Below are 24,422 nucleotides of genomic sequence, written 5' to 3'. Positions count from 1 at the left end.
CGCCAAGGAAACCCGCAACAAACGCTCATAACCGCAGGTCAGGGGGTTAACTTTCCCGAACCCGCAGAGGGTCAGTTTTCGGAAAGCGCTGACACACGACCGTGTCGAAGCCGTCGCGGACCTGCTGACGCTGCCAGCCCTCAGAATTTTCCTCCATACTCGCCGCTGCGCTGGCGGGATGGGTGTAGCAGCGCCACAACGCCGCCGACAGGCCTGTGAGTTCCGCAGCGAGATGGAGTGCCTGCTCCCCAGGCACACCCTGGGGCAGTTCGCAGACAACTGCGGCGCGCGAACCTCTCCCGGCCGGCCACGTCCGGATCAATGTGCCGCTGTCGGTATCCACCGCATAGTCGGTCACCGTGCACCCCACTTCGTGTGACTACTGAATGTCTTGTATCCCGTAGACACGTCCTCGATCGGCCACAATCAAAGTCGACCCGATCGGGTACGCATCAATCAAAGCCCGCAGCTTTACGTGCCCGGGCCTTGGCAGACCGCTCCGCGAGCTGCAACATGTACGCCCGCCGCGCGTGAGCCGCCATCCGCTCCCGTACCTCCGGATCGAGCACGCCCAGAGGATCCACCTGCCGCTCGAACCGGGCCAGAAACGCCAACGTCGCCGGCGCCGTTCTACCCGACCGATCTGCCGTGTTGGCCCATGAAGCATGTGCGGCTATCCGAGCCCGCCGGATCCTCTGCCGCTCAGTCAACGCCACAGCCGCCCCTCCCCCACGCATCAGATCCGCTCGCCGATCCGCAGCCGTGCATGAACCTGCTGTGCCCGTTCCGCCGCGGCGCTCGCCCCGTACCGGCGCGGCATGTCATCCGATGCCCAGCCGAGAACCAGCATCAGGTCACCGGTGTCGCCGCCGGCGAGTTTCCACTCGTGGGCGAAGTTGTGCCGCCAGCGGTGCGCGTGAACGTTCGGTACACCAGCGAGCTCGCCGCGACGCCGCAGCATGATCTTGATGCCGTTCGACGACAGCGGCACCTGCCCCTTCGCCGGGAGCCACAACGCCGGCGAATCCGCGAATCGACGGCGCCCACGCGCCCGCAGATACTTACTCAAGGTCCGGCCGGCTTTGGCGCCGAACCGTACTCGCCGGTCCTTCATGCCTTTGCCGTGGAACAGCAGGATGTCGCTGTTGAGGTCGATGTCATCGAGTTGCAGGCCGGCGACCTCCGAGAGGCGGGCGCCGGTGTTGTAGAAGACTCGGATGATCGCCTCGTCGCGGACGGATAGGAAATCCTTGTCCTTGCAGGTCGCCAGCAGCTTGGCGGTCTCGTCGTCACCGAGGATCGGGATCAACGTCTGCGGCGTCTTCGGCTGCTTGACCCGATCCAGCGGCGATCGTTCAAGGTCTTCCTCCTTGGTGAGCCATTTGAAGAACTGCTGCAGGCCTTTGTGTTTGTTCAACGCGGTCGCGGCCGACCTGGTCTCCACCATCCACGCCTGGAACTCCTCGACGTGGCCACGTTCGACTTCGGTTGGATCCTCTGCCGCTTCGCCGGCGTCCAGTTGCTCGGTGTTGTCGATCAGGTACCGGCCGAGCTGGGCTCCGGCGAGCAGGTAGTTGTACCTGGTCGTCTCGGGATAGTTGCCGCCCCGCAGAGTGCGATCCCAGTCGCGTAGGTAGTCGAACCAGGCCGGGGTGAGGCCGCGGCAAACCTTCTGGAGATCCAGCACAGCCTCACCCCCACCCATGGCGAGTCCTCGCACGGCAGACGCCTTGACTGCGGTACAAGGACACGAACCGCTGGTGCGGTCCGTGATCTCATCATCAGACGGTCACCACGTTCAGTGAAGATGTCCGCGGTTGTCCGCGGTTGTCCCGGGTAGACGGGCAACACCTGCGGCGTTCCCGCGCTTGTTGGGCTGGCTGACCATCCGAAGCGGATCGAGAGCCACCGTGGCGGGCGTCCATTGCCGATGTTGTCAGCGGTAGCCGTCGGGCTTTCGTGGGATCTGAGCTGCTGCTTGATCGTCGGCTTCCAGTGGCCGGGCGCGGTGGGTTTGCTCGACAGCTTCGCGTCCCCCACGGCGGGGCTTAACCCGTTGAAGTTGCATGAGCGCTCAGCGAGCGCTAGTGTTTATGAGTAGTCGATGAGCGCTCACCGGAGGATCTGATGTCACCGAGTCAACCAGCCAACCCCGTCCGCGACCGCCGCACCGAACTTGACCTCACCCAGCAGGAAGCGGCAAAACGCGCCGAAGTCTCCGTCGCAACCTGGCGCCGCCTCGAAGCCGCGACCAGCCTCGACGGGTTCAAACCCGACAACGTGCGAGGCTTCGCCCGAGCGCTGCGACTCAGCCCGGCCCAGTTCCACAACATGATGGGAGCTGCTGAAGCCCCCACCGTCGAAGCCGACGATGATGACTTCGCCAAGTTCTTCAACGCCGCGTTCACCGGCGATCCCCTCGCCGCTGCCGATGCGGTGGCGCTGCACAGCACGGTGGTCTTCTCCGACTTCGCCCCCATGAAGAGCGGTGAGTTCCACGTCGAACACGCACTCGGTTGCGGCTTTCCCGCCTTCCTCAAAGGCGAGGCATCGATCCGAGAGGTCGACCTGCTACGTGATCTACCCGACTTCGTGCTGACCCAGGTGAACAACCACTGGCTGGTCCGGATGGGTGAACGCATCATGTGGGTCGGCAGCGAGCTCGGTGAAGGCCGGATCCCCCGCCCTCTCAGCATCGCCGACGAGTACGCGCTGTCGATCGTCATCATGAACACCGATCCGCCCAGCATCGGTGACGTGTTCGACATGCACCCCGGCCTCGACGGCGCCGATGACGCCGACTACTTCGACGACGAAGACGCCGACGAACTCACCGAGGACTGGCGCAACGACATGATGGGCGCACTGCTGCCCCCTGACGAGGCGCACGACTACCGGCGCCACGACCTTGTCGTCATCGAGGCCAACGGCCAAGGCATCTACGACACCAGCAACCCTCGCCATCCCTTGCGCTGGTTCGACCGCGACGACCTGCGCGAGCAATGCGAGCGGGACCTCGCCTATGTGCGGCTACCCAAAGATCAGCAGCAGGAGATCGCAGCGAAAGCGATGGAACGCGTCAGCGCCGCGTTGGGCCGGTCGAACCCTCAGCCGATCGAGCAGTGATCGCGGCACCGAACCCGCTCGCGGGCGTCCCGCGATCCCTGCCGACCCGTCCGCGGACGCCTGGAGACCCACATCGGCGGCTGCTGTTACAGCAGTCCGATGAGCGCGGCTCGCGCTGCGGCACGCTCTTCGCCGGCCGTGGGCGCAGCAGAAACGTCAGGCTCTGCCGCGCCCACGTCCGTACTGTTCAGACTTTCTCGCCGATGCCCATCTGCGTTTGCAACTCCAGCGCTCGCTCGGCTGCTGCGCTGGCGCCGTAGCGGCGTGGCATGTCTTCGGAGGCCCAGCCGAGCAGCAGCATCAGGTCGCCGGTGTTGCCGCCTTTCTTGTGCCATTCGTGGGCGAAGTTGTGCCGCCACCGGTGTGCGTGCGTGTTGGTGACGCCGGCTGCGGCGCCGCGGCGTTTCAGCATGATTTTGATGCCGTTCGGTGCCAGCGGCTTGGTACCGCGTTCGGCCAGCCACAGTTCGGGGACTGCGTCGGCGCCTTTGCGTTTGGCGCGGGCACGCAGATAGCGGGACAGGGCGCGAGAGGTCTTCGGGCCGAAGCGTACGCGGCGGTCTTTGGCGCCTTTGCCGTGCAGGCGTACCGATTCGGTGTTCATGTCGAGGTCGGTCAGTTTGAGGTTGCCGATCTCGGAGAGGCGGGCGCCGGTGTTGTAATAGAGCCGGATCAGGGCCTCGTCGCGCAGCGCGATGAACGTTTTGCCCTTGGTGGACTCGAGCAGCTTCTTGGTGTCGTCGTCTCCCATGATAGGGACGAGTTTCTGCGGGATGATCGGCTGTTTCACCCGGGCCATCGGGGACTTGTCGATCTCTTCTTCTTCGAGGAGGAATTTGAAGAACTGCTGGAGACCTTTGTGCTTGTTCAGTGCGGTGGCCGGCGAGCGCGTTTCGATCATCCAGGCTTGGAAGGATTCGCAGTGTGCTTTGGTGACCAGGGTGGGGTCATGGGCGGCGTCGTCGGCGTCCGGATCCGGCGATTCCTCGCAAAGATACCGGGCCAATTGAGCGGCGGCGAGCAGGTAGTTGTAGCGGGTCGTTTCCGGGTGGTTGGCGGCGCGCAGGGTGCGGTCCCAGTCGCGCAGGAAGCCGGCCCAGTCGCCTTTGTCGAGGCCTTCGCAGAGTTGGTCGAGCTTGAGGAGGGGCATCGTCGGGCACCTGTCGAGTCAAGGGGTCTACAAGCGGCGTGCTCGACCCGGCTGACGTCGCCAGACACGAAAAAGGGGCTTCCGCAAGTCGCTGACCTGTGGAAACCCCTTCGCTGTCGGGCTGACAGGATTTGAACCTGCGACCCCTTGACCCCCAGGCCGGTGGATCAAGCGTTTACGCACGTCAGGCGCGATATTTGACGTTCATTCACATTCCGAGTGTGTAGGCGAACGCGTTGACATGCATGACGTGTGGTCCCCACATGGTCCCCGTTAGCGGCACTGGCCTAAAGCACGGGCCAGCTACAGCACCGAGGCGATGATTAGGCCCCCGACCGCTAGGTGCACTCAGCGACCTGTATCTGCATCCGCTCCGCGCCGCCATATCTTCTAACCAACTGCGCTAAGACGCTCAAGAAAGGTTTTTAGCGCGATCACAGAGACCGACCTTTTGCCGCCTGACTCAAGTGTCGCGGCGTGCGTAGCGCCTGAATACATCCCGTCGCCAGGTTCCAACTCAAGCACATGCATTGTCTGGCCCCCCTGCTCATGAGTTCCGACATTCGCTTCCCAACACACGAGCCAGCGAATATGTTCCCAATCCTTGATCTCACGCACAATATCCGGCAATAACTCAGAGGCTTCGAACTTAAACTCAGCAACCCCATTTCGCGTACGCTTATTTAGCTGCGCATGGTCCACCGGGAAACGCTCAATAACGAAATCCGGAACCTCATTTTCGTCGTATTGCAAATACGAGTCATACGCGTAAGATGACCCGGAGAAGAATATGGGCTCGAAGTGCTTCAAAATGCCCATACCACGCAGTTCATTGAAGATCGCTACGACGTCCTGCTCCTCCGTAGGTGCGGTCACGTACTTTATTGCGCCCATCTCCGACGGAAGACTGAACGGGAATGGGTGCTTCCGCCGCTCTGCGGCCTTGTCGATCGGTTCGTCGTAGTCGATCGACTTACCCGATCTCGTAGTGGGAATCAGGAACGGTTTTGCCTGATTTGCAATATCCTCAGCTAAAGGATTTTCTAGGACATTGATCAGTTCTATAATCTGAGGCGGCCAGTCCTTTCGCCCAAGATCAGGCTCGACGCGTTCAAGGTGGACCGTCAGCCAAATTCGCTCAACGTCGAAACCACGATGGCTGAGACTAAGGTCCCGACGCCACGACGAGATCATTGAATCTGTCGCGACACGAATACTTGGCGCAACCAAAGTCCGATTCTTTGGAACGTGCCAGTTGGTCGCTAGCGTTGCCTTGTACGCGGCAGCATAACCAGCTAATGCGTATGCCGTAACAGTATGCTTCCGAAGGACCTCCTCGACATCAGCATCATTCGTCAGCAAGTCACCCTGCACGCGCTCCGCTCGCCCCTTAAGGAGTTCGACCAACTTATCCGTACCATAGAACCGATATGCCGCTTGATACTTGCCTCTATCCTTCACCGGGGGTTCAGTATTGGGATTACTCGCCAGATATGCGCCTACATCGATAACCTTCACCTGCTTCACTAGGCCCGTATGCGGGAATCTGTAAGAAGATGAAAGCTGGCGGACAGTCAATACGCCATCGCGGTCTTTGTATTCAAGACGAGCGTCGAAGCCAGCCGGCTCCACCTTCGCTTTTCGCGGATATACGCCTATTGCACTTTGGGCCTCCAAAACCGTTTCCGCGTAATCCCAAGACGGGAATGCTCGATAAAGGTCGCGAGGCTCGGTCTGTCCGCCAACCTGAATAGTAATCACCGTACCCGGCTGCCGTAGCGATCCCTCCTCATCGGCGAGATCATCAATTACCGCGCGCGGCGCAACGGTTTGAGAGCTGTCCTCCACCCACTGACGAGCATTCTCAACCCGGACCCGATAGTGCTCACCCGCGGTTCGACTCTCTATCTCAAAGAAGTTGAAGCCGTAAGCAAGGAAAGTAAGTCCCACGCCCTTATGCCCGCGCGAACGCCCATTGCGAAACAACTCCGCTTTCTGAGTTACGTCTGGAGCCAGCAACTTCCGCACATTTTCAGAAGTGATCCCTCGACCGTTATCACGAACGGATATTTTATTCGTCGAGCAATCAATTCCAACTACGATAGATCCACGGTTCGAATGATCTTCGCGGAACGCCTCGTCAACCTCGTCAACAGCGTTTTGGATAGGCTCCGCCAACAGATCCGCCGCATGATTATAGCTGCGAATAATATTGCGTACTCGCTGCTTAATCGCACCTGCAACGAGGTCCGGATCAGCGGCGGCAAGGGGGTCAAATGTTTCAGTCAAGGTGCCAGCCTCCGAGCATTTTCACTCTACTCCGATAACACGACGAGAGTAACGCTTTAATCCACCAGCGGTACCTATTTTGCACCAAGTTAATCGGCGCCAACGAGTGTATCTCCGAAGGTGCCGCGAGTTCTGGCTTCAGCCTATAGAACGAGGTGGCATGACCGCTTCCCGTTCCAGGAGCTTGCCGAGCGAGGGTCAGCGCTGTGCGCTTCGGTCTTCGGCACACCCCTCTGCACTTCGCCTCCGGAGGGGCAACGCTAGGCGACCGTGCAGTACCACCCCCGGGCAGGGGCGGAGGCTCCCGGCGTCGATCGCCGTTCCGGAGCTACGGTGCTTGACCGATCGCCAGGAGGTGCGAACTGGCCGCAAGCAACTCGGGGTAGGGCTCGGCCATCCGCGCGGCCGTCAGGGCGGAAGCGAAGAGTTCGTCACTGGGCACGTCACCGGCCTGCTCTACCGCCTTAAGGAGCGACCATGCAGGCCCCTCGATCCCGAGCACCGTCACGCTCAGGAAGCCGGTATCGCGCATCTCATCAGCAAGTTCAGCGGCCCGGTGGAAGTATGCGAGAGTAAATCCCTTTTTACCGTCATGCATAGACGTGCGAAGAATTTCGGAAATAGAGGCTTGCAGGTGATCCTTGTACAGATGAGCAAAGGCGACGTGCTCGAACAGCGACGCATACCGGTTGATCGCCGCCGCCGCTACGAGCCCTCCCGGCCGGACAACTCGGCGGGCTTCGCGAAGCGCCCGCTGCCGATCGGCCAGGTCGGGAAGGTGATAGAGGGGGCCTAGCAACTGCACGACGTCGTAACTCGCGTCTGCCGCCTTCAAGGCACGAGCATCGCCCAGTGATGCGGAGCAAACGGCGGAAGCTTGCTCGACGTGTCGAGCAATTGGATCGATCAGGTCGACGTGGTATCCGTCCTTGACCAGCCACTCGGCATGAACGCCTGGCCCGCCACCAACGTCAAGAACACGGGCGGGTGCCGCCGGCAGGAAGCGGCGCAGGATCTCCTGCGTGCGCAGCAGTTCGAGTCGGCCGTCTGCTGACATGCTGAGCCGGGTGCTCTCGTCAATGACCTGCGAATAGAAGCGATCAATCTCCGGCGCTAGCTCTGGGTTCGCCATGCCGACAGGCTACTCTGTGTACCGGTGGACCAGTCCAACGTCAGGACCGGATACCGAAAGGGGAGTTGGTGGCGCTGCTGAAGTACGAGGAGATCGCAGAGTCACTGCGGTCTCGAATTGCAGCGGGGGAGTTCGCGCCTGGCGACACGCTCCCCTCGGGGCGGGATCTGGCCGACCAGTGGTCCGTTGCGCGAGCCACGGTCGTCAAGGCGATGGACGTTCTGCGTGGCGATGGGATCGTAGAGGCAATCCAGGGGACTGGCTTCATCGTCACCGAGATGCCTATCGCGCGACCGACGGGTGACCGCCGGGCCGGATCGACGCGCGTAACGGGCGGCATGCCGTTCCTTCGCGTCGGCGTACCGGACTGGGCCGTGCCGCCGACGCACATAACCTCAGCTCTCGGGCTCGACTCTGACGTCAAGGCACTGCGTCGCATCCGGGTGCTGCAACTACCTGACGGCAGTCCCCACAGCTGCGTACAGGCTTGGTTCCCGCCCGACATCGCCGAACTCTCCCCGCGGTTGGCTCAGCCTGCTCCTATTGCGGAGGGCACGACACGCTACGTCCGCCGGCAGACCGGGCGGTTCCCGGTTGAGGGTGTCGACGTCACCACGGTGCGACTCGCATCGGAGGAAGAGGCCGTGCACCTGGCCTTGTCGCTGCCGGCCGCTGTGGTGGTAGTGCGACACACCGCGTACGACCAGCAGGGCCGCCCGCTGGTGTGCGAGGAAGGGGTTACGCCAGCCGCCCTGTACGAGCAGGTGGATACCTACGCGATGTAGCCCAAAGCGGTTTTTGATCAAGCTGGACTGGTCTACCAGTCCAGCTTTTTTGCGCATCAAATCTGCCATCTAGCTGTGCATATTCAAGTTCACAGACCTCCCCGGTGCAATTTCTCTCTTGACTGGACTGGTCCACCGGTTCAGTCTGGTCTTACGGCCGACTGGTCGCCGATACGGCGGAAGTGGCTTCGGCTACGCCGTTCGCGAGTTGCCCCGCCGACCTGCGCAACAGCGCCCTGCTCCCATGGGTGATCGAACTCAACAGCGACAGACCTGATCACAGGCGAAACCACAGGGCCGCGGCGACCTCCCATCTAGTGCCGGGAGCGAGCGGAAGCCGGAGCCGGGTGGAACAGGGGAGTTTTAAGGCTTGCGGCCTCCCTACGAACAAGGCCGCCGCGCACGGGCAAGGGTTACCCATGCGGTTGACCACCTGCCGCGCCGGCGTTGCCGGTCAGCGGATTCGGGTGGGGGGTGGTCTTTGGGGTTCGAGGCCCCGACACCCGTTCCGGGCGGGCCGGCCGCCGTTGCGGTGAGCCGGTCCGCCGGGCGTTCTTCGCACCGAATTCCCTATTTTTCTGATCGAAACAGGAGGCATTAGCGCCATGGCTTCACTCTCTTCGATCATCAAGATCACCGCACGTCGGAGCGCCGTCTGGCGCGAGTGTTCCGGCTGCTCGGCGCTTGCGCCGCTCGCGCTGGACGAGACCAAATGCGAGCCCTGCCGGGTCGAGCCGTCGCGACGCCCCGCGCGTCTCCGGCTGCCGCGGGCCGCCTGACCGGAAGGATCTTCAGACTCATGTCGATCGACTTCGAGACCGAGACCGGCGACCCATCTCCGAGTGACCTGGCTGCGATCGAGGCCGAATGGCCCCGGATCGAGGCCGACCTCGCCGAGCTGGACGCCGAGATCGAGGCCTTGTACGCCGCAGACCGGCGCCCGGATGAGTTGGACTGGCGGCGTAAGCGCCGCAGCGAGGCCCGGCTCACCCGCGTCGCGGCCCGGCCAGCCTTGCCGGCTTCCGGGTTACGGCCCGCTGCCTGATGTCGCGGATCCGCGCCGAGTTCTGGGATCCGGACGCCGAGCGGTACAGCCTTCCCACGTTCTGGTGGCGAGGCGCTCCGGAGGGCTACGCGACCCGGCGTCAACTGTGCAAACAGGGTCTGTGCCCGGGTGGCCACGAGCCGGCCGCGCAGATCTTGTGGGCGGGGGTGGGCGGCACCCGCGTGGCGTACCTGTACCGGCTTGACCTGGCCCGCCCAAGGCGCACCGCGACTCCGGCCGTCCGTGCCGCGCTGGCCGCGGCGATGCGTGCCCGGCGGACCTGCTCGGCCTGCCGGCAAGTCCGGCTCTACTGCATTCCGCGCTCGCTCGGCGAGTGCCTGACCTGCCACGACGGAGGTAACTGATGATCGAGAACGCTGGCCCGGTCGACCTGATCGAGCGGTGCCTGGCCATCTTCACCACCGGCATGCACACCGCCGACGACCTCACCCTGACCCACGAGGCCGAGCGCCTTGAGTCTCTGCCGACCTCGCTGGCGATCACTCGGATGCGGACGATCGTCGCGGCTGAGCAGGACGCCCGTCGCGGCCCCGCCGAGCCGATGGGGGCCGCCGTATGAGCGCCGTGGCCCTCGCCCCGCCGGCCGAGCGCCCCGCCGACTTCGACCTGGGCCACGCTGCGGCGCTGGCCGAGCTGACCACGATCGCCGATCAGGTCCGCTACGCTTGCGAGAACCTGGCCGAGGCGAACACCGACACGGTGCGGCGCTGGCTGGCCAGCTACGGCGTCGAGACCAAACGTCCGTACGTGTCCACTCTGCTCAGCGGCCACCGGCGCCGGCGTGGCCTCGACGATCCCGAGACTGACCCCGCCAGCCAGGCCGAGCCGGAGGCCGTCGAGACGCCGGACGAACCCGTCGGGACGCCCGAGCCCGACCCGACGCCGCGTCTCGACACCGAACCGGAGAGCGTCGAGACGCCGCCCCCGGCCACGGAGATCGAATCTGCCCCGTCGGCAGCCGACCCGGTACCCGAGGACGCGCCCGTCTCGACGCCTGAGCTGGCCCTCGCGGCACGCGTCGAGACGCCCGCCGGCTCGGCCCTGGACGACGTGCCGACCATCCCTGCTCGGCCGGTCCGCATCGGCGCCGCCGTGGCGCTGGCGCTGAGCGGCAGCCTGGCCGGCGGCGTCGCGTTCGCCGCGGCCCGCGGCCTGATCGACCCACTCGTCTGGCCGTGGCCGGTCACCTTGGCCGCCGCGGTCGCCGCGCTGGTCACGGTAGGTGTGCTGGTCTGGTCGGCCGCCTCAGTCCTGGCCGCGCTGGTCGCCGGACGCACCGGCCGCGACCTCGCGCTCGACGTCGCGTCGTGGACGGTCGCTGGGGTGGCCGGTTACCTGGCCGCCTACGGGCAGGTCAAGTTCGCCGAGTGGGCCGGGGTCCACGACGCGACCAAGTACCTGGTTCCGGGCATTTTGGAGCCGTCCGTGGTGGTCCTGCTGCTGCTTGCCAACCGCCGGGTGCGGCGCCGCCGGGCCGGACTGCCGGCCAAGCCAGTCGGCAAGATTCTGACCCTGGCCGCGGTGCTCGGTGGGTTCGCCGTCTACACCAACGTCGTGCATGCGGGTGGCCGTGCCGGGCTGGTGTTCGGTGCTGCGACTGTGGTCGGCCTGATCCTGTGGTGGGTCAAGCTGCAGGACGACGCCGCTCCGGATGACTGGGACGACCAGCCCCGCACGGCCCGCCTGTCGCGGCGTACGTCGCGGTACCGGCTGTTGCGCTGGGTGATCCTGCCGCGGCAGACCCGGCGGGCCTGGCTGATCAGCCTCGATCACTCGATTGCCGATGCCGAGCAGGGCCTCGATCTGGCCCGCCGTTGGCGGCGCGCCTACGACGCCAACCGCGCCGCCGGTAGCCCTCGCCGGGTCGCCCGGCGCATCGCGTCGCAGCACGTCGACGAGCACCTGAGCGTCGACTGACAGACCCCGCCCCGGGCCGGCTGCTGCCGGTTCCGGCGAGTTGCTACCTCGCCGGCGAGACGCCACCGGCTCGGGGCGGATTCCACTGTGCACAGCCCGGCGACACGGCCCCTACCGCCAAGCAGATGCCGTGCCGCCGGTCCCTTCATCGATCCCGCAAGACCTCGAAGGAGGCCCCAGTATGGCAGCCGAAACCACCGTGAAGGCCGCGCCGCCGACCGTGGAGACCACGTTCGCCGGGTGCGGCCACACCGCCAGCCTGCCCCAGACCAGCAGCGTGCCTGCCTGCCCGAACGGCTGCGACGGCACCCCGGATCACCGCCGGTTCGTACCCCGCCCGCGGACCCGCTGATGCCGCGCGCCTGGCGCCCGCTCGGCGTCGCCGTGCTGCTCACCCTCGTGCTGGCCCGGACCGCGGACACCGCGGCCGGGCCGGGATTGTGCCTGCTCCTGCTGGCCGCGCTCGCCGCGACCGCGTTCGTGACCCGCCCGCGCCGCCGGCCCGGTCGGCGCCGTCACCCGTTCCGCTCGACCAGGAAGGCCCGCCGTGGCTAACGAGACCGTGATCACCGTGGTCGGCAACCTCGTTGCCGACCCCGAACTCAGGTTCACCAACAGCGGCGCCGGCGTCGCGAACTTCCGGATCGCCTCGACCCCGCGGGTGCTCGATCGGCAGTCCGGCGAGTGGCGCGACGGCGACGCACTGTTCCTGACCTGCTCGATCTGGCGTGACGCCGCTCAGAACGTCGTCGAGTCGCTGACGCGTGGCAGCCGTGTGATCGTGCAGGGCCGCCTCAAGCAGCGCAACTACGAGACCAAGGAGGGCGAGAAGCGCACCGTCTTCGAGCTGGAGGTCGACGAGATCGGCGTCTCGCTGCGCTACGTCACCGCCAAGGTCCAGAAGGCCGCGCGCACCAACGGCGCCGGCAACACCTCGAACGGCAACCGGTCGAGCGACTTCGAGGACCCGTGGGCGACCAACAGCCCCACGACCGCGACGGCCGGCGCCACCCGCTCGGCGGGCGACGAACCGCCCTTCTAGATCCACTGCCCGGTCGTGGCGCCGTCGCTCCGGCCGGGCTCCGCCTTCACCCCGTCCGAACATCCCGGATCGGAGACACCCCCTGATGAGGAAGTTGGAACCCGAGCAGTGGCGCATTCTGGGAAGACTGATCTCCCTGTGCGGCGTCCGTGCTCGTCTGCACGATCTTATGAAGGCACAGGACGTCAGCCCTGAGGCGGTCGCCGACCTGTCCGAACGCGGCCTGATCACCGCCAGGCTCAACGGCGAGGACATCGCACTGACTCCGGGCCTGATCAAGACCCACGGCCGCCAGACGTTCCTGACTCTGTCCCGGGCCGGTGACGCCCAGCGCTGGGACGACCCGCACCGCGTGCTCCGGACGCTCGGCCATGCCCACTACGGCCTGTCCCTGTCGTTCCTGCTCGGCATGATCTTCATCGACGACGTCGCGCTGCTGGCCAGGGAAGGGCTCATCCACGCCCTGACCGAGCACGACACCGTGGATCTCGGCGACGCCCGGCAGCCGTTCAACGGCAGCCAGAAACTGATCCTGCCCGGCGGCGCCGAGGTGTGGATCAGCGCCGTCATCGTGCGCACCACACGAACCGGTCAGCTCTACTGCGAACGCTGACACCCCTGCTCGGGGACGTCACTTCGCCGGCCCGGCATCCACCCCGCTGACCGTTTCCGTCGGTGGCCCGGTCATGAACGTGACCGGGCCACCGGACTGACGCCTCACACCTGCTCCTGCGTCTGGAGATGCTGCATGTCCGCACAGACCGAGGCGTCGAGCGCGCTCGACGCCGCCCTCACCCACGTCCGTGCCGAGCTGGGCCGGGCCGACACCAAGGCCGGAACCCTGCTCGCCCTGGCCGGTACGGCGCTGACCGTGCTGCTGGCGCTGCTGGCCCGCACCACCCTGCCGGGCCTGGCGGTTGCCGCCGGGTGGCTGACCGCCGCGGTGGTCGCCACGGCGGCGGCTCATCTCGCCCTCGCGATCCGCCCGAACCTGACCGGCGATCACGGCATCGTCCGCTACGCCCGCCGCGATTGGGCCACGGTCAACAACGAGTTCACCAGGCTCGACGCGGCCTGGATCGCTCGTGCCGCGCACGAGTCGCGCGGCGCCGAGGCGCTGGTCGCGCTGTCGCGGTCAGCGGTCGCCAAGTACCGGCGGATCCGGATCGCCGTGGATCTGCTGCTGGCCGGCCTGGCTGGCATCGCCCTGACCGCGGCCCTGGCCGCCCTGCTCTGACGAAAGGACTGCCTCATGCCGCGTTTGTTCCCCGACCTTGAGATCAAGGACGACGCCGACCTGCTCGATCTGCTCGAAGGGATCCGCAACGTCGGGATTGCCGGGCACGACGAGATCGACGAACTCGCCGGGCTGATCCGCGCGAAGCTCGAACGCTACGGCCGGCGTAACGGCCTGTCCCGGATGCGGGCGAAGTTCTGGGGCCGGCAGGTCTCCCGGCCGCTCGTGCGGGCCGCGGACGAGATGCTGGCGGTCGCCGCGTACGCCCGGGTCTGCCGCAACCGGTTCGAGGCGTTCCTGATCGCCCTCGACGACGAGCAGCCCGGCGCCACGGACTTCAACGTCCGCGGCCGTAAGCAGCAAGGGCGGGCTGCCTGATGGCGCGTCAGACCCGCACCCGCGGCGGGATGGACGCCGCCCGCGGCGCCTCGTACGAGGTCCGCGGCAACCCACTGCCCTACGTGATCCCGCCCGTGTCGGCGATCGTGAACCTGATCCTGGCCGGGGTCCTGTCGCGGATGTGGGGTGCCTACGCCAACCCGACGGTGTGGGAGGCCGCATGGCGGGCCGGGCTGATCGTGATCTGCTCGACGCTGATCGTGTGGTGCACCTGGGGTGTCGGCCGCGCCCGCAAGCTCGAACTGCGGGTCGCGTCGCTGCTGATGTCGATCTGCTCCTGCGGCGGGTTGTTCGTGCTGACCTTCCGGCCGTGGTCGTTCGACGCGGTGATGGTCTACCTGATCGTCATGGTCACCCTGTCGCTCCTGCTGGCGATCACGAAGCTGCTGCGGGGGGACGGCACCGACCAGCGGGCCGGCGTGTTCGGCGAGCTGTCCGAACGGGTCCGTGAGTTGCAGGACATCGGCAAGACCGGCACGCCGAAGACGGTCGACGGCCGGATCATCACCCACACCGAGATGGTCCACGGCGGCAACTTCGCCGATCTCCAGAAGAAGGAGGTCCGCACCGCGATCGCCTCGGCCATGGACGTCCCGGTCGGTGGGGTGCGGATGGTCCCGAACCGGGGCACCCCGCGGGTCGGGCGGATGGAGATCTCGCCGGTCGACATGCTGGAGAACCCGCCGGCCTGGCCGGGTCTGTCCGCGCCGGGCGGGTCGATCGCCGAGCCGATCCGGCTCGCGGTCTACCAGACAGGGCAGGTCGTGCCGCTGATCCTGCCGGGGGATCCGAAGGCCGAACGCAACGCGATCGGCGTGCTGGTCCTGCTCGGCGCCTCCGGCTCCGGCAAGACCGCGTTGCAACTCGAACTGGCCAGCGAGGCCCGCTCCCGCGTCGACGCGGAGGTCGTCTACATCGACGGCCGCAAGGGACTCCAGTTGCCGAAGGCGTTCCGCGACGCCATGCACGTCATGATCCACGACCAGGCCGAAGGCGAGCGCTACCTCGACGCCCTGATCCCCGAGGTCGCCCGCCGAGCAGCGCAGATCGGCGGCCACGGCCACGACCAGTGGACCGCCGGCTGTGCGAAGTGCCCGAAGTTCCGGGTCGTGATCGTGGACGAGGCCTCCAAGTTCATCGAGAGCGAGGACACCATGGTCGAACTGGCCGAATCGGTCCGCTCCGTCGGGATCTTCCTGCTGCTCGGCCAGCAGCGCGCCACCGGTGACCGGCTGCCCACCAGCGTGCGGTCCACCATCGGCGGCGTGATCTGCATGGGCGTCCGCGACGTCGCCGAGGCCGCCCGGCTGCTGTCGGAGGAGACCATCGAGGCCGGCGCCGACCCCTCGTGGAAGAACCGCAAGCCCGGCGCCCTCTACGCCGAGGTCCCCGGCACCGACCCCGAGGACTGGTCGCTTCCCGGCCGCACCTTCAAGATCGACCGAGACGAACTGGTCGCCGAACTGATCGCCTACCTGGCCTCGATCGGCGAGGCCCCGGACGGCGCCGTCGTCGCCGCCCCAGCCGCGGCCGCGCCGCGGCGGCCCGCCCCGGCTCCGGCCGGAGAGGTCATGCCGGGCGAGGACGACGACGATCCGGACGCGGACAAGGACGCCGAGTGCGCGCCGCCGCGGCGTGACCCGGAATGCCTGCCGGAGGAGGGCGGCGACCCGTACGAGCCGATCACCATCCCCCGCCGCGAGCGGATCCCCCTCGACCTCGAACCGGCCGAAGGACGGCAGTTCAGCCCGTCGGAGGTACGGGCGATGGTCCGGCGGATGATCCTTTCCGCCGCCGAGCAGGGGCAGCGCACCTGCCGGCACTCGCAGTTCGCCCCGCTGGTCGACGTGGTCGGCGAGACCGGCCTCAAGCCGCCCACCCTGAGCAAGATCCTCAAGGAACTGTGTCAGGGGCCGGACCCGCTGCTGTCGCGCACCGGCGACAAGGGTGTCTACGACATCCTCGTCCCCGAGGCCGGCGCCGAACTGGTCGGGGCCGGCCGGTGACCGCCCTGGCCGGGCTCGGCGCCCGGGTCCGGCAGGCCGCCGCGTGGCGGCCGGAGTTCGGCACCACGCCGCGGGTCCTCAAGATTCGCTGCGTGCACTGCCAGGTGTGGCGCAAACCGCGCCACTTCCGGTCGGGCTCCCGCGGCTGCCGCCGCTGCGTCGGCGACTGACCGCACCCCCTCACACACGCCCGCACCCGTCACGCTGTGTCACGGGTGCGGGCGCGTATTTCACGCACTTCACGGACTGCACGCACTTCACGCGGACGCCCGCAAGATGCGTCTATGCGTGCGCGTGCGCGCGCGCAAGCCTCCGTGAAGTCCGTGAAGTGAAATCCGTGAAGTCCCACCCGATCAACGGAAAGTGACACTCACATGACGTCACCGACCTCCGACCACACCGGCCTGATCGACCTCCTCCGCGACGAACTCAAGACCCTCAAGGACGAACAACGCGAGCGGATCAAGCTACGCGACAACCTGATCTACTCCGCCGTCCTGGCCATCGCCGCCGTCGCCGGCGGCACCCGGCTGGCCGGTCCCGCCGTGCCGCTGCTGCTGCCCCCGGTCACCCTCGCCCTCGGCTGGACCTACCTGGTCACCGACCACCAGATCAGCGCGATCGGCCGGTACCTGCGCACCGATCTCGCCCCGCGCCTGGCCGCCCTGCTCGGCACCGACGTCCTGCGCTGGGAGACCGCCCACCGCACCGATCGCCGCCGCCGACAGCGCAAGAGCATCCAACTCAGCGTGGACCTGCTCGTCTTCGTCGTACCCGCCGCCGTCGCGCTGGCCTGGTACTGGACCTCGCACCCCACCGGCGCCCTGATCGGCGTCTCCGCGCTGGAAGCCGTCGCGGTCCTGGCCGCGGCCTGGCAGCACATCGCCTACGCCGACATCACCCATCACTGACCCCGCCGCCACCGCGTGAAAGGCGCCTCTCGCATGTCCTGGTTCCGTATCGCCCGCCGCGGCGCGGCCTACGAATTCGGCCGCCGACTCTGGCGCTGGTTCGCCGCCTTCGAGGCCATCCGCTGGTTCACCGCCCGGGTCCTACCCGTCCTGCTCATCCTCGCCACGATCGCCGTGGCCGCCTGGTTCGCCGTCCGCACCGCCGTCTGGTGGCTGCCCCGGCTGACCCTGCTCGCCGCCCTCGCCGCCGTGCTGACCGGGGCCGTGTGGCTGGCCCGCCGCTACCGGTGGGAGCTCCGCGCCAGCCTGCCCCGCACCGCGGTCGCGGCCGGTGTGCTGGCCCTGGCCGGCGTGCTGGGCACGCTCGTCTACTGGCTGCGCTGAGCGGAGGCGAAGCCATGGAGCAGGCCATCATCGCCGACCTTCAAGACGCCGGGTGGCGCATGGTGCCCCCGGCCGTGCACGACGCGCTGTGCCGGGTTCGGGTGGCCACCCTGCAAGAGTGCGGCCCGTACCCCGGGTTGCTGCACTGTGCGTTCTGTGGCTTCTTCTACGCCCGGCCGACGGCATCTGACTCGGAGGTGCGCCCGTGATCGACATCGACGCGTTCCGCGAAGAACTCGCCGGCATCCTGCCGAAATCCCAGCACAAGAAGATCGAACCCATCGTGGCCCTGCTCGACGACACCCTGATCTACGGAGTCGCCGTGTGCCGGACCCGGGTCGGCATCGAGACCGTCGAGGCGTACGGGCTGACGATCGTCCTCGACGCCAACGGCGAGGCCACCACGATCGACTTTCCGTACGGAGCCGAGGTGACCGCATGAACCTCGACACGATGCCTCTGTTCGGCGAACCCGACCGACCCCAGGTGGCCTCGCCGCCGCCGGTCAAGGTCGCATGGTCGAACTATCACCCGGTCGGCCGGGTCCAGTGCGGGCACTGCGTGCAGATCGTCCACGCCCACCGCGGCGCCGGACCGGTCGACATCCGCACCGCCCGCCGGCGCCGGATCGGTCCCGACGGTGAGCTGCTGCTGTGCACCGCGCACGCCGACATCAAGCACGACGCCGACGTCGATGCCGGGCTCGTCCCCGCGCCGCGCGGCACCGGTCGGACCGGAAGGCGAGCCGCATGACCGCCAGATCGCTGCCGCGCGGTGGGCGGCCGGAGGCACTGGATCTGTACTGCTGCTCCGGCGGCGCCACCCGCGGCCTGCAACGGGCCGGGTTCCGGGTGGTCGGGGTCGACAAGAGGCTGCGGCCGAACTACTGCGGAGACGAGTTCGTGCAGGCCGACGCCCTCGACTACCTGACACAGGCCATCCGGACCGGCGAGATCGGCCGGTTCACGCTGATCGGCGCGTCACCGCCGTGTCAGGAACGCTGCACGCTGCGGCAGGGCACGAACCTGGCCCGTGGATGGGGCGGCGAGCACGAACAACTCGTACCGCCCACCCGGGAGCTGCTGATCGAGGCCGGGATCCCGTTCTACATCGAGCAGCCCAGCAACCACGCCGGCCTCATCCGCATCGACCTGACCCTGTGCACCGACATGTTCGACGTCGGGCCGCCGCCGTGGGTGCAACGACACCGCGACTTCGAGATCCACGGCTTCACCGTCGATCAGCCCACCCACCCGACCGGCCCGGTCCGCGGACACCGCGGCTACGTGCGCGGCTACCGCGGCAAGAGCGGCGACCGGCCCGGATTCTTCCGCGACGGCCCGTACGTCGCCCCCTACGGCGACGGCGGCGGCAAAGCCACCGTCGCCGAGATGCAACACGCCCTCGACATCGACTGGACAGACGTCCGCGAGGAACTCACCGAGGCCATCCCGCCCGTGTACAGCGAGTACATCGGCCACTCGATCCTCGACTTCGACAGGTAGGGCGACAAGGCGGTTGCTCAGACGGCCTCGCCTCCGACGGGGAGGGTGTAGCGGAACCGTGTGGCCTTGAGTTGTTCGTCGGCGGCGAGCCAGTCACGCCAGAGGTGACGCTTTCCGCCCGCGGTGACGTAGCCGCCGAGCCCGTCGCCGGTGTGGCGGATGCCGCTGACCACGAACAGGTCGCACGGGACGGAGTCCCGGGAGTGGGTCACCTCGCCGATGGTGAGTTCGACCTCGACGGCGTTCTGGGTGGTGCCCTTGACCTCGACGTGCCGCTCGGTCGGATCGTCCGGGCGTGTCAGGTGCAGGTCGTAGGGGCGCTTGGTGCCGACGTCGGTGACGGTCCATCCTTCGCCCTGGTAGAAGGCGGTCGCTTGAGCGACGGCATGCCGTTCCAGGGCGACGCGGAGTTTGGCGTCGGCGACGTAGCCGGCGCCGCGGGCCGATCGGCGGATCCGGTTGCTGTCTGTCGCGGTCGGTTTCTCGCCTTCGCCGGGAGCGGTCGGCTGCCGCCGTGGTCCGGCCGGGATCTGTTCGAGGCCCGGAATGATCTTCAACAGTTCGGCGGGGAACTTGACCAGGTAGCCCTGGTTCGTGCGGATGGGCCGCTTGTCGGAGAACGCGAACGGGAAGTACAGCGCTCCACGATGAGTCGCCGACAGCGTGTCGAGCGCCGCGTGCAGATCGCTCTCGACGCTTCGTAGGACGGTCTGGTCGATCGGCTCCGGCAGCGCGGTGTAGCCCCGCAACGGGGTACACCAACTGGGCTGGGGAGGAGGCTCCTGCCTGGCCCGGCCGTAGGTGCCCCGCGCCTGCCACACGATCGTCGATGCGGTGACGACGCCGGCGGCCTCGCTGTAGCCGACCAGAGCAGGTCGGCCGATCAGGTCCTTGTGCCAGTGCAGCACCACGTCGCCGGGCTGCACATAGCGAACCAGATCGTATGTCCAGTTCGGACGCCCGGCGCCGTCGAGCTGAGGCGCGTGCAGGTTCTCGCCTAAGTCGTCGCGGTCGGTGATCTCCAGCCAGTACCTCTGCGTCGGATCATCCGCCCACCACTCGTTCACCGCCATGAATCACGTTCTACACGTCACCCGACGTCTCGGCGAGCACAGGGCACGCCCCGATCGGGCTCTCCGCATCGCTGCCCGAACCGACCCGTCATCTCCGACCGGAACGGAGCTCCTGACCATGGCCGTCATCCACATCCGCATCGTCACCGAGCGACTGAACGGCTTCCCCGCCGACCCCGAGCTGATCGACACGGCGCTCGGTCGGGAGGCGGTGTTGCAGGCGTGGGCGGCGGCCGTCAACGGCCTCGCCTCCGCTATCGCCACCGTCGAGCAGAAGATCTGCCCGCCCAGCATGTTCCCGAGCCGGTCGCGTCGTGATCCGCGCTGGGGCAAGGTCTCAGCCCAGCTCGGTGACGCCGCGACCGCGGCCTGCCGACTCGGCGACGCGTTGAACGAGGCCGCCCGGTGGTGCCCAAAGGCACTCACCGACGGCGAGACCGTGCAGTATTCGGGCAGCCAGCGCGACGTGCGCGGCCGGTACGTACTGCACGGCTACTGCTCGTGCCGCTACGGCTGCGGGGACGGGATCGAGCTGCGGGACGGCCCGCACGGCACCGTGTTGACCTGTGTCAACCGGTCGAGCATCGACCCGATTCCCGGCCCGTGGCGGGCGGAGCGGCACGACGTGTTCACCGCCGGGCTGATCCTCGACACCGAACCCCGGCGGCTGTACGCGCCGCTGACCGTCGAGCACGCGATCACCGTCGTGCGCGGCCTGAGCGCCATCACCAGCCGCATCCGGGCCGTCCTGGTGACCTGGCAGGACGCGTTCGAGACCCGCCTCGACCGGCGCTGTGCGGTCAACCCGCACGGCTTCCACGGCCCGAACTTCGTCCGCGGGATCCTCGCCGACCTCGACCGGGTCCGACCCGACCTCACCGAGGTCCGCACCCACCTGCGCAACGCGATCGGCGTGCTCGCCGAGATCGAGGCGTTCCCGGACGTCGACCGGGCTGCGTGATGCCGGCGCCGACCTGGTGCGGGCACTGGATCGGCGGTCAGGCCCGCTACTGCCACAGCCCCGACCGGGTGCGCCGCTACCTGGTCGGGCTGCGGTGCCCGGCACACACCCCGTCCGCGCTGGTCGGGGAGCCCGAACCGCCGTCCTCCTGGCCCGTCAAGGAGCACCCGCCCATGTCCGATCCCGCGCTACTGCCCGCCGCCCTGGCCCTCGCCGCCGAAGGCGTCCCGGTGTTCTGGCTCGGCCGCACCAAACGGCCCGTCGCGAACTGCCCGGCCTGCCCGAAGGTCGCCGACGACCCCAGCCACGACCCGCAGGCCTGCTCGTGTCTGACCTGCCACGGCTTCTACGCCGCCACCACCGACCCGGACCGGATCCGCGCGGCACAGCGGGTGGTGCCCGGTGGGCTGCTTGCGATCCGCACCGGCATCCCGTCGGGCCGGGTGGTGATCGACGTCGACCCGCGCAACGGCGGCCGGGTGCTGCCCGAGCTGATGCCGCCGACTCGGTGCGTGAGTACCGGATCTGGTGGCTGGCACCTGCACTACCGGCACCCGGGCGGCCGGTTCGCCGCCAACCTCGAACACCGCGGGATCCCCGGCATCGACATCAAGGCCGATGGCGGATACGTGGTGGCGCCGCCCTCGATCCACCCGGGCACCCGGCGTCCGTACCGGTGGGTGGGGGACCGGCCGCTGAATGAGATGCCCCCGCCGCTGATCGCCGCGTGCCGGGCCGCCGAGGCGCCCGTGGCCGAACCGTCGGCTGGCGCGACCGCCGGCACCACACCGACGACCGGACCGGGCGGCGGGGGCATCTCATCCCCTCCCGCCCTGCTCGCCTCCCACCTCGCCGCCGTCGACAACGCCGGCCAGGGCCGCCGGCGGCACGTGCTGTACGGGGCGTCGCGCGGCGTGGCCCGCATGGTCGCCGCCGGAGTGATCACCGAATCCGACGCCTACCAGGCGCTCTATGCCGCCGGCCTCCGCGCCGAACAGACCCCCCGCGACATCCGAGCCGCCATCACCGGCGGCTTCCAGCACGAACACGTACCACTGGAAGGGATAGCCGCATGACCGAACCCGGCCCACCCATCGAGGGAGCGGCCATCCTCGACCGCCTCCACGCCACCATCATCAAATACGTGATCCTGCCCAACGCCGAGTCGATCGACGCCACGGTGCTGTGGATCGCCGCCACCCACGCACAGGACTCGTGGACCCACGCACCCCGCCTGGTGATCAAGGCCCCGGAGAAACGGTGCGGCAAGTCCCGACTGCTCGACGTCGTGGACGGCACCTGCTACCGGCCGCTCATGACCGTCAACGCCTCCACCGCGGCGATCTGCCGCTCGATCGGCCCCACAGATCCGCCCACGATCCTGCTCGACGAGGCCGACACGATCTTCGGCGGCAAGCAGGCCGAGGCCAACGAAGAGTTGCGCGGCCTGCTCAATGCCGGCCACCAGCGCGGACGTCCGATGATCCGATGGGATCACCAGAAGAAGGAACGCGACGAGATCCCGACCTTCGCCATGGCGGCCCTGGCCGGGATCGGCTCGATGCCCGACACGATCGAGGACCGGGCCGTGATCGTGAAGATGCGCCGCCGGACCGCCACCGAGAAGGTCGCTCCGTTCCGGTCCCGCCGCGACGGCCCGGTCCTGCGTAAGCTCGCCGCCGACCTGTCCTCGTGGCTGCGCCCCCACCTGACCGAGCTGCAAGAGGCCGAGCCGGACATGCCGCTGGAGGACCGGGCCGCCGACACGTGGGAGCCGCTGATCGCGGTCGCCGACCTGGCCGGCGGGAACTGGCCCGAACGCGGCCGCCGCGCCGCGCAAGCGCTCAACGCCGCCCGCGAGGGCGACGCTGAATTCTCCGACCGGCTGAAACTGCTGATCGACTGCCGGATCGTATTCATGGATCTTGAAGCGATTCCGAGCACCGTGCTGCTCGATCGGCTCAAGGCCCTGCCTGAGTCGCCGTGGGCGGAGTACAACGGCGTCGGGCTGACGGCGATGAAGCTCGGGGTGCTGCTCAGGGAGTACGAGATCGGCTCGGAGAACGTGCGATTCGAGCCGCCCACCGGCCGGGTCAAGGGCTTTCACCGGGCTGCGTTCGAGGACGCCTGGCAGCGCTACTGCCCGCCCGCCGACGAGCCTGCCACCGGGCCGTACAAGCCGTACAAGCCGTACCAGGACGACGTTTTGCCTGCTGACCCCCGGTACGGCTTTTTACGGCCGGTACGGCTTGAGCCGTACCAGGACCCGCCCGACGACCAGACCGGTACGGCTTAGCAAAACCTGCTGACCTGCGGAGACGGCAGCCGGTACGGCTTAGCCGTACCGGGGTTGAAAAAGCCGTACCGGGGTTGACCTGCAAAAACAGGCCCCCGGTACGGCTTGTACGGCTTGACCCCAAACTAGGACCCCAACAAAGCCGTACCGAAAGATCAACACGGTCAGAGGTTAGGGCTCCGAGAACCGCGCTACTCCATCGACGCATCCCGTCACCCGAACCCTGCCCAGATCTAGGCTCTACGGCCCTCTCAACGGGCCACTCTCCGGCCCTTCATCGCGGCAGCCCGTACGGTGTCGCTCGGACGACCTCAAGTCGCAGAACGGGCGCGAGGGCCGTTCTGCGCGGCCCTGAAAGCTCTCTGTGGGAGGCACTTAGCCATGCGACTAAGGCTCTTGGACGACACCGAGCCCACCACTCCTAGCGACACCGAGTTCATAACTACGGAAGAGCTGGCGAAGATGCTCCGAGTCGATCCGTCGAGCGTCCGGCGTTGGCGCACCGCTCGGCCGGCCCAGGGACCCCCGTTCATCCAACTATCCGAGCGCGTGATCATGTACTCGATCACGGACGTACGGGAATGGCTGGCCAGCCGTCGAATCACGCCGGAGGCAGCGTGACCAGCACTCCACAACATCCACCGCTTGCTGTCGAGATCCGCTCGGACGTGGAATACCGCGCCGGGCGGCCGAAGCCGTACAAGGCTCGCGTGCGGTGGAAGGATCCCGCGACCGGTGAGCGTCGGTCCAAATCGCACTCCACCGCGACGCTCGAAGAGGCAGACGAGTGGATCGAGGGCATGATCCGGGCGGCCAGTGGCGGGATCAACCCGGCCGCGGCCATTCAGCGACTCGCCGACTACGGCGCGGACGTGATGACGCTGGCCACCCGCGGACTGGAACGCAAGACCCTCGATCCGTACCTTGCCGGCTGGCGGCTGCGGATCGTGCCGAGTCTCGGCCACATCCCCATACGGATAATCACCAACGGTGTGGTGGACCGGGCCGTCTACTCGTGGATCGAGGACGAATGCAGCCGATCGACCGTGAAAAACGGCTCTCCGGGTGGATGTGTGGGTTAGGTGCGGCCTGGTAGGTCGATGTTGTAGCCGCCGAGGTGGAGTTTGGCGAGGGCGATGAGGG

The 24,422-nt window shown here is 67.4% G+C and carries 30 protein-coding genes; 25 read left to right on the top strand and 5 right to left on the bottom strand.

The features are described 5' to 3' along the window. Positions 1-736: 736 nt before the first annotated feature. Positions 737-1,705: a tyrosine-type recombinase/integrase gene (locus AB0E94_RS49685; protein ID WP_360342858.1), complete on the bottom strand. Its 969-nt coding sequence runs from the start codon at positions 1,703-1,705 to the stop codon at positions 737-739. A gap of 422 nt (positions 1,706-2,127) precedes the next feature. On the opposite strand from AB0E94_RS49685, the gene AB0E94_RS49680 reads away from it, so the two are divergent. After that, the gene (locus tag AB0E94_RS49680) at positions 2,128-3,126 is read left to right on the top strand and encodes a helix-turn-helix transcriptional regulator (protein ID WP_360342855.1); all 999 of its coding nucleotides are present in this window, start codon (positions 2,128-2,130) and stop codon (positions 3,124-3,126) included. A gap of 187 nt (positions 3,127-3,313) precedes the next feature. On the opposite strand, the gene AB0E94_RS49675 is transcribed toward AB0E94_RS49680, so the two are convergent. The 3 genes from AB0E94_RS49675 to AB0E94_RS49665 form a co-directional block, all read right to left on the bottom strand. Next, complete coding sequence (locus AB0E94_RS49675; protein WP_360342852.1) at positions 3,314-4,276, bottom strand: tyrosine-type recombinase/integrase; 963 nt, start codon at positions 4,274-4,276, stop codon at positions 3,314-3,316. Between the two features lie 390 nt (positions 4,277-4,666). Then, entirely contained in the window at positions 4,667-6,565 is a 1,899-nt protein-coding gene (locus AB0E94_RS49670; RefSeq protein WP_360342849.1) for an ATP-binding protein, read from the bottom strand. A 328-nt stretch (positions 6,566-6,893) separates the two neighbouring features. Then, a complete protein-coding gene (locus AB0E94_RS49665) occupies positions 6,894-7,697 on the bottom strand; it encodes a class I SAM-dependent methyltransferase (RefSeq protein ID WP_360342846.1) in 804 nt (267 codons plus the stop codon). A 68-nt stretch (positions 7,698-7,765) separates the two neighbouring features. Here AB0E94_RS49665 and AB0E94_RS49660 point away from each other — a divergent pair, with 68 nt between their 5' ends. The 19 genes from AB0E94_RS49660 (at position 7,766) to AB0E94_RS49570 (ending at position 18,949) form a co-directional block, all read left to right on the top strand. After that, positions 7,766-8,482 carry a GntR family transcriptional regulator gene (locus AB0E94_RS49660; RefSeq protein WP_360342843.1) on the top strand — a complete coding sequence of 239 codons (717 nt, stop codon included), beginning with the start codon at positions 7,766-7,768 and terminating at the stop codon, positions 8,480-8,482. A gap of 799 nt (positions 8,483-9,281) precedes the next feature. Beyond that, positions 9,282-9,527, top strand: a complete 246-nt coding sequence (locus AB0E94_RS49655) for a DUF6284 family protein (protein ID WP_360342840.1) — start codon at positions 9,282-9,284, stop codon at positions 9,525-9,527. Next, positions 9,527-9,892 carry an RRQRL motif-containing zinc-binding protein gene (locus AB0E94_RS49650; protein WP_360342837.1) on the top strand — a complete coding sequence of 122 codons (366 nt, stop codon included), beginning with the start codon at positions 9,527-9,529 and terminating at the stop codon, positions 9,890-9,892. The genes AB0E94_RS49655 and AB0E94_RS49650 overlap by 1 nt, the downstream gene beginning before the upstream one ends. Further along, a complete protein-coding gene (locus AB0E94_RS49645) occupies positions 9,892-10,107 on the top strand; it encodes a hypothetical protein (protein ID WP_360342833.1) in 216 nt (71 codons plus the stop codon). The genes AB0E94_RS49650 and AB0E94_RS49645 overlap by 1 nt, the downstream gene beginning before the upstream one ends. Further along, positions 10,104-11,465 carry a hypothetical protein gene (locus AB0E94_RS49640; protein WP_360342830.1) on the top strand — a complete coding sequence of 454 codons (1,362 nt, stop codon included), beginning with the start codon at positions 10,104-10,106 and terminating at the stop codon, positions 11,463-11,465. The genes AB0E94_RS49645 and AB0E94_RS49640 overlap by 4 nt, the downstream gene beginning before the upstream one ends. A 181-nt stretch (positions 11,466-11,646) precedes the next feature. Further along, positions 11,647-11,817, top strand: coding sequence for a hypothetical protein (locus AB0E94_RS49635; RefSeq protein WP_360342827.1), 171 nt, complete (start codon positions 11,647-11,649; stop codon positions 11,815-11,817). Continuing rightward, a complete protein-coding gene (locus AB0E94_RS49630) occupies positions 11,817-12,020 on the top strand; it encodes a hypothetical protein (protein WP_360342824.1) in 204 nt (67 codons plus the stop codon). The genes AB0E94_RS49635 and AB0E94_RS49630 overlap by 1 nt, the downstream gene beginning before the upstream one ends. After that, positions 12,013-12,507, top strand: a complete 495-nt coding sequence (locus AB0E94_RS49625; protein ID WP_360342821.1) for a single-stranded DNA-binding protein — start codon at positions 12,013-12,015, stop codon at positions 12,505-12,507. Before AB0E94_RS49630 ends, AB0E94_RS49625 begins: the two co-directional genes overlap by 8 nt. Before the next feature lie 169 nt (positions 12,508-12,676). Then, positions 12,677-13,120, top strand: coding sequence for a hypothetical protein (locus AB0E94_RS49620; protein WP_360342818.1), 444 nt, complete (start codon positions 12,677-12,679; stop codon positions 13,118-13,120). A gap of 135 nt (positions 13,121-13,255) precedes the next feature. Next, positions 13,256-13,744, top strand: a complete 489-nt coding sequence (locus AB0E94_RS49615; protein ID WP_360342815.1) for a Pycsar system effector family protein — start codon at positions 13,256-13,258, stop codon at positions 13,742-13,744. A 15-nt stretch (positions 13,745-13,759) separates the two neighbouring features. Next, a complete protein-coding gene (locus AB0E94_RS49610; RefSeq protein ID WP_360342812.1) occupies positions 13,760-14,122 on the top strand; it encodes a hypothetical protein in 363 nt (120 codons plus the stop codon). Continuing rightward, complete coding sequence (locus AB0E94_RS49605) at positions 14,122-16,149, top strand: DNA/RNA helicase domain-containing protein (protein WP_360342809.1); 2,028 nt, start codon at positions 14,122-14,124, stop codon at positions 16,147-16,149. Before AB0E94_RS49610 ends, AB0E94_RS49605 begins: the two co-directional genes overlap by 1 nt. Next, positions 16,146-16,319: a hypothetical protein gene (locus tag AB0E94_RS49600; protein ID WP_360342806.1), complete on the top strand. Its 174-nt coding sequence runs from the start codon at positions 16,146-16,148 to the stop codon at positions 16,317-16,319. Before AB0E94_RS49605 ends, AB0E94_RS49600 begins: the two co-directional genes overlap by 4 nt. Positions 16,320-16,523: 204 nt before the next feature. Continuing rightward, complete coding sequence (locus AB0E94_RS49595) at positions 16,524-17,060, top strand: hypothetical protein (RefSeq protein ID WP_360342803.1); 537 nt, start codon at positions 16,524-16,526, stop codon at positions 17,058-17,060. A gap of 33 nt (positions 17,061-17,093) precedes the next feature. Continuing rightward, a complete protein-coding gene (locus AB0E94_RS49590) occupies positions 17,094-17,444 on the top strand; it encodes a hypothetical protein (protein ID WP_360342800.1) in 351 nt (116 codons plus the stop codon). 14 nt (positions 17,445-17,458) lie between these two features. Beyond that, a complete protein-coding gene (locus AB0E94_RS49585) occupies positions 17,459-17,653 on the top strand; it encodes a hypothetical protein (RefSeq protein WP_360342797.1) in 195 nt (64 codons plus the stop codon). Then, positions 17,650-17,886: a hypothetical protein gene (locus AB0E94_RS49580; RefSeq protein WP_360342794.1), complete on the top strand. Its 237-nt coding sequence runs from the start codon at positions 17,650-17,652 to the stop codon at positions 17,884-17,886. The genes AB0E94_RS49585 and AB0E94_RS49580 overlap by 4 nt, the downstream gene beginning before the upstream one ends. Beyond that, positions 17,883-18,197 (top strand): hypothetical protein, encoded by a 315-nt coding sequence (locus AB0E94_RS49575; protein WP_360342791.1) that lies wholly within the window; start codon positions 17,883-17,885, stop codon positions 18,195-18,197. Before AB0E94_RS49580 ends, AB0E94_RS49575 begins: the two co-directional genes overlap by 4 nt. Beyond that, complete coding sequence (locus AB0E94_RS49570) at positions 18,194-18,949, top strand: DNA methylase (protein ID WP_360342788.1); 756 nt, start codon at positions 18,194-18,196, stop codon at positions 18,947-18,949. The genes AB0E94_RS49575 and AB0E94_RS49570 overlap by 4 nt, the downstream gene beginning before the upstream one ends. A gap of 17 nt (positions 18,950-18,966) precedes the next feature. Here the strand turns inward: AB0E94_RS49570 and AB0E94_RS49565 are convergent, their stop codons facing one another. Then, positions 18,967-20,022, bottom strand: coding sequence for a DUF3883 domain-containing protein (locus tag AB0E94_RS49565; protein ID WP_360342785.1), 1,056 nt, complete (start codon positions 20,020-20,022; stop codon positions 18,967-18,969). 118 nt (positions 20,023-20,140) lie between these two features. Here AB0E94_RS49565 and AB0E94_RS49560 point away from each other — a divergent pair, with 118 nt between their 5' ends. From AB0E94_RS49560 to AB0E94_RS49540, 5 genes are all read left to right on the top strand, one after another. Next, entirely contained in the window at positions 20,141-20,983 is an 843-nt protein-coding gene (locus AB0E94_RS49560; RefSeq protein WP_360342782.1) for a hypothetical protein, read from the top strand. A gap of 173 nt (positions 20,984-21,156) precedes the next feature. Then, entirely contained in the window at positions 21,157-22,059 is a 903-nt protein-coding gene (locus tag AB0E94_RS49555) for a bifunctional DNA primase/polymerase (RefSeq protein ID WP_360342861.1), read from the top strand. Then, complete coding sequence (locus tag AB0E94_RS49550; RefSeq protein WP_360342779.1) at positions 22,056-23,279, top strand: DUF3631 domain-containing protein; 1,224 nt, start codon at positions 22,056-22,058, stop codon at positions 23,277-23,279. The genes AB0E94_RS49555 and AB0E94_RS49550 overlap by 4 nt, the downstream gene beginning before the upstream one ends. A 381-nt stretch (positions 23,280-23,660) precedes the next feature. Beyond that, positions 23,661-23,900 (top strand): helix-turn-helix domain-containing protein, encoded by a 240-nt coding sequence (locus tag AB0E94_RS49545; RefSeq protein WP_360342776.1) that lies wholly within the window; start codon positions 23,661-23,663, stop codon positions 23,898-23,900. Beyond that, positions 23,897-24,361: a hypothetical protein gene (locus tag AB0E94_RS49540; protein WP_360342773.1), complete on the top strand. Its 465-nt coding sequence runs from the start codon at positions 23,897-23,899 to the stop codon at positions 24,359-24,361. Before AB0E94_RS49545 ends, AB0E94_RS49540 begins: the two co-directional genes overlap by 4 nt. Positions 24,362-24,422 lie beyond the last annotated feature (61 nt).

Source organism: Actinoplanes sp. NPDC026670 (genome assembly GCF_040638175.1).
Classification (GTDB): Bacteria; Actinomycetota; Actinomycetes; order Mycobacteriales; family Micromonosporaceae; genus Actinoplanes.
This window is presented reverse-complemented; position numbering and strand designations above follow the sequence as displayed.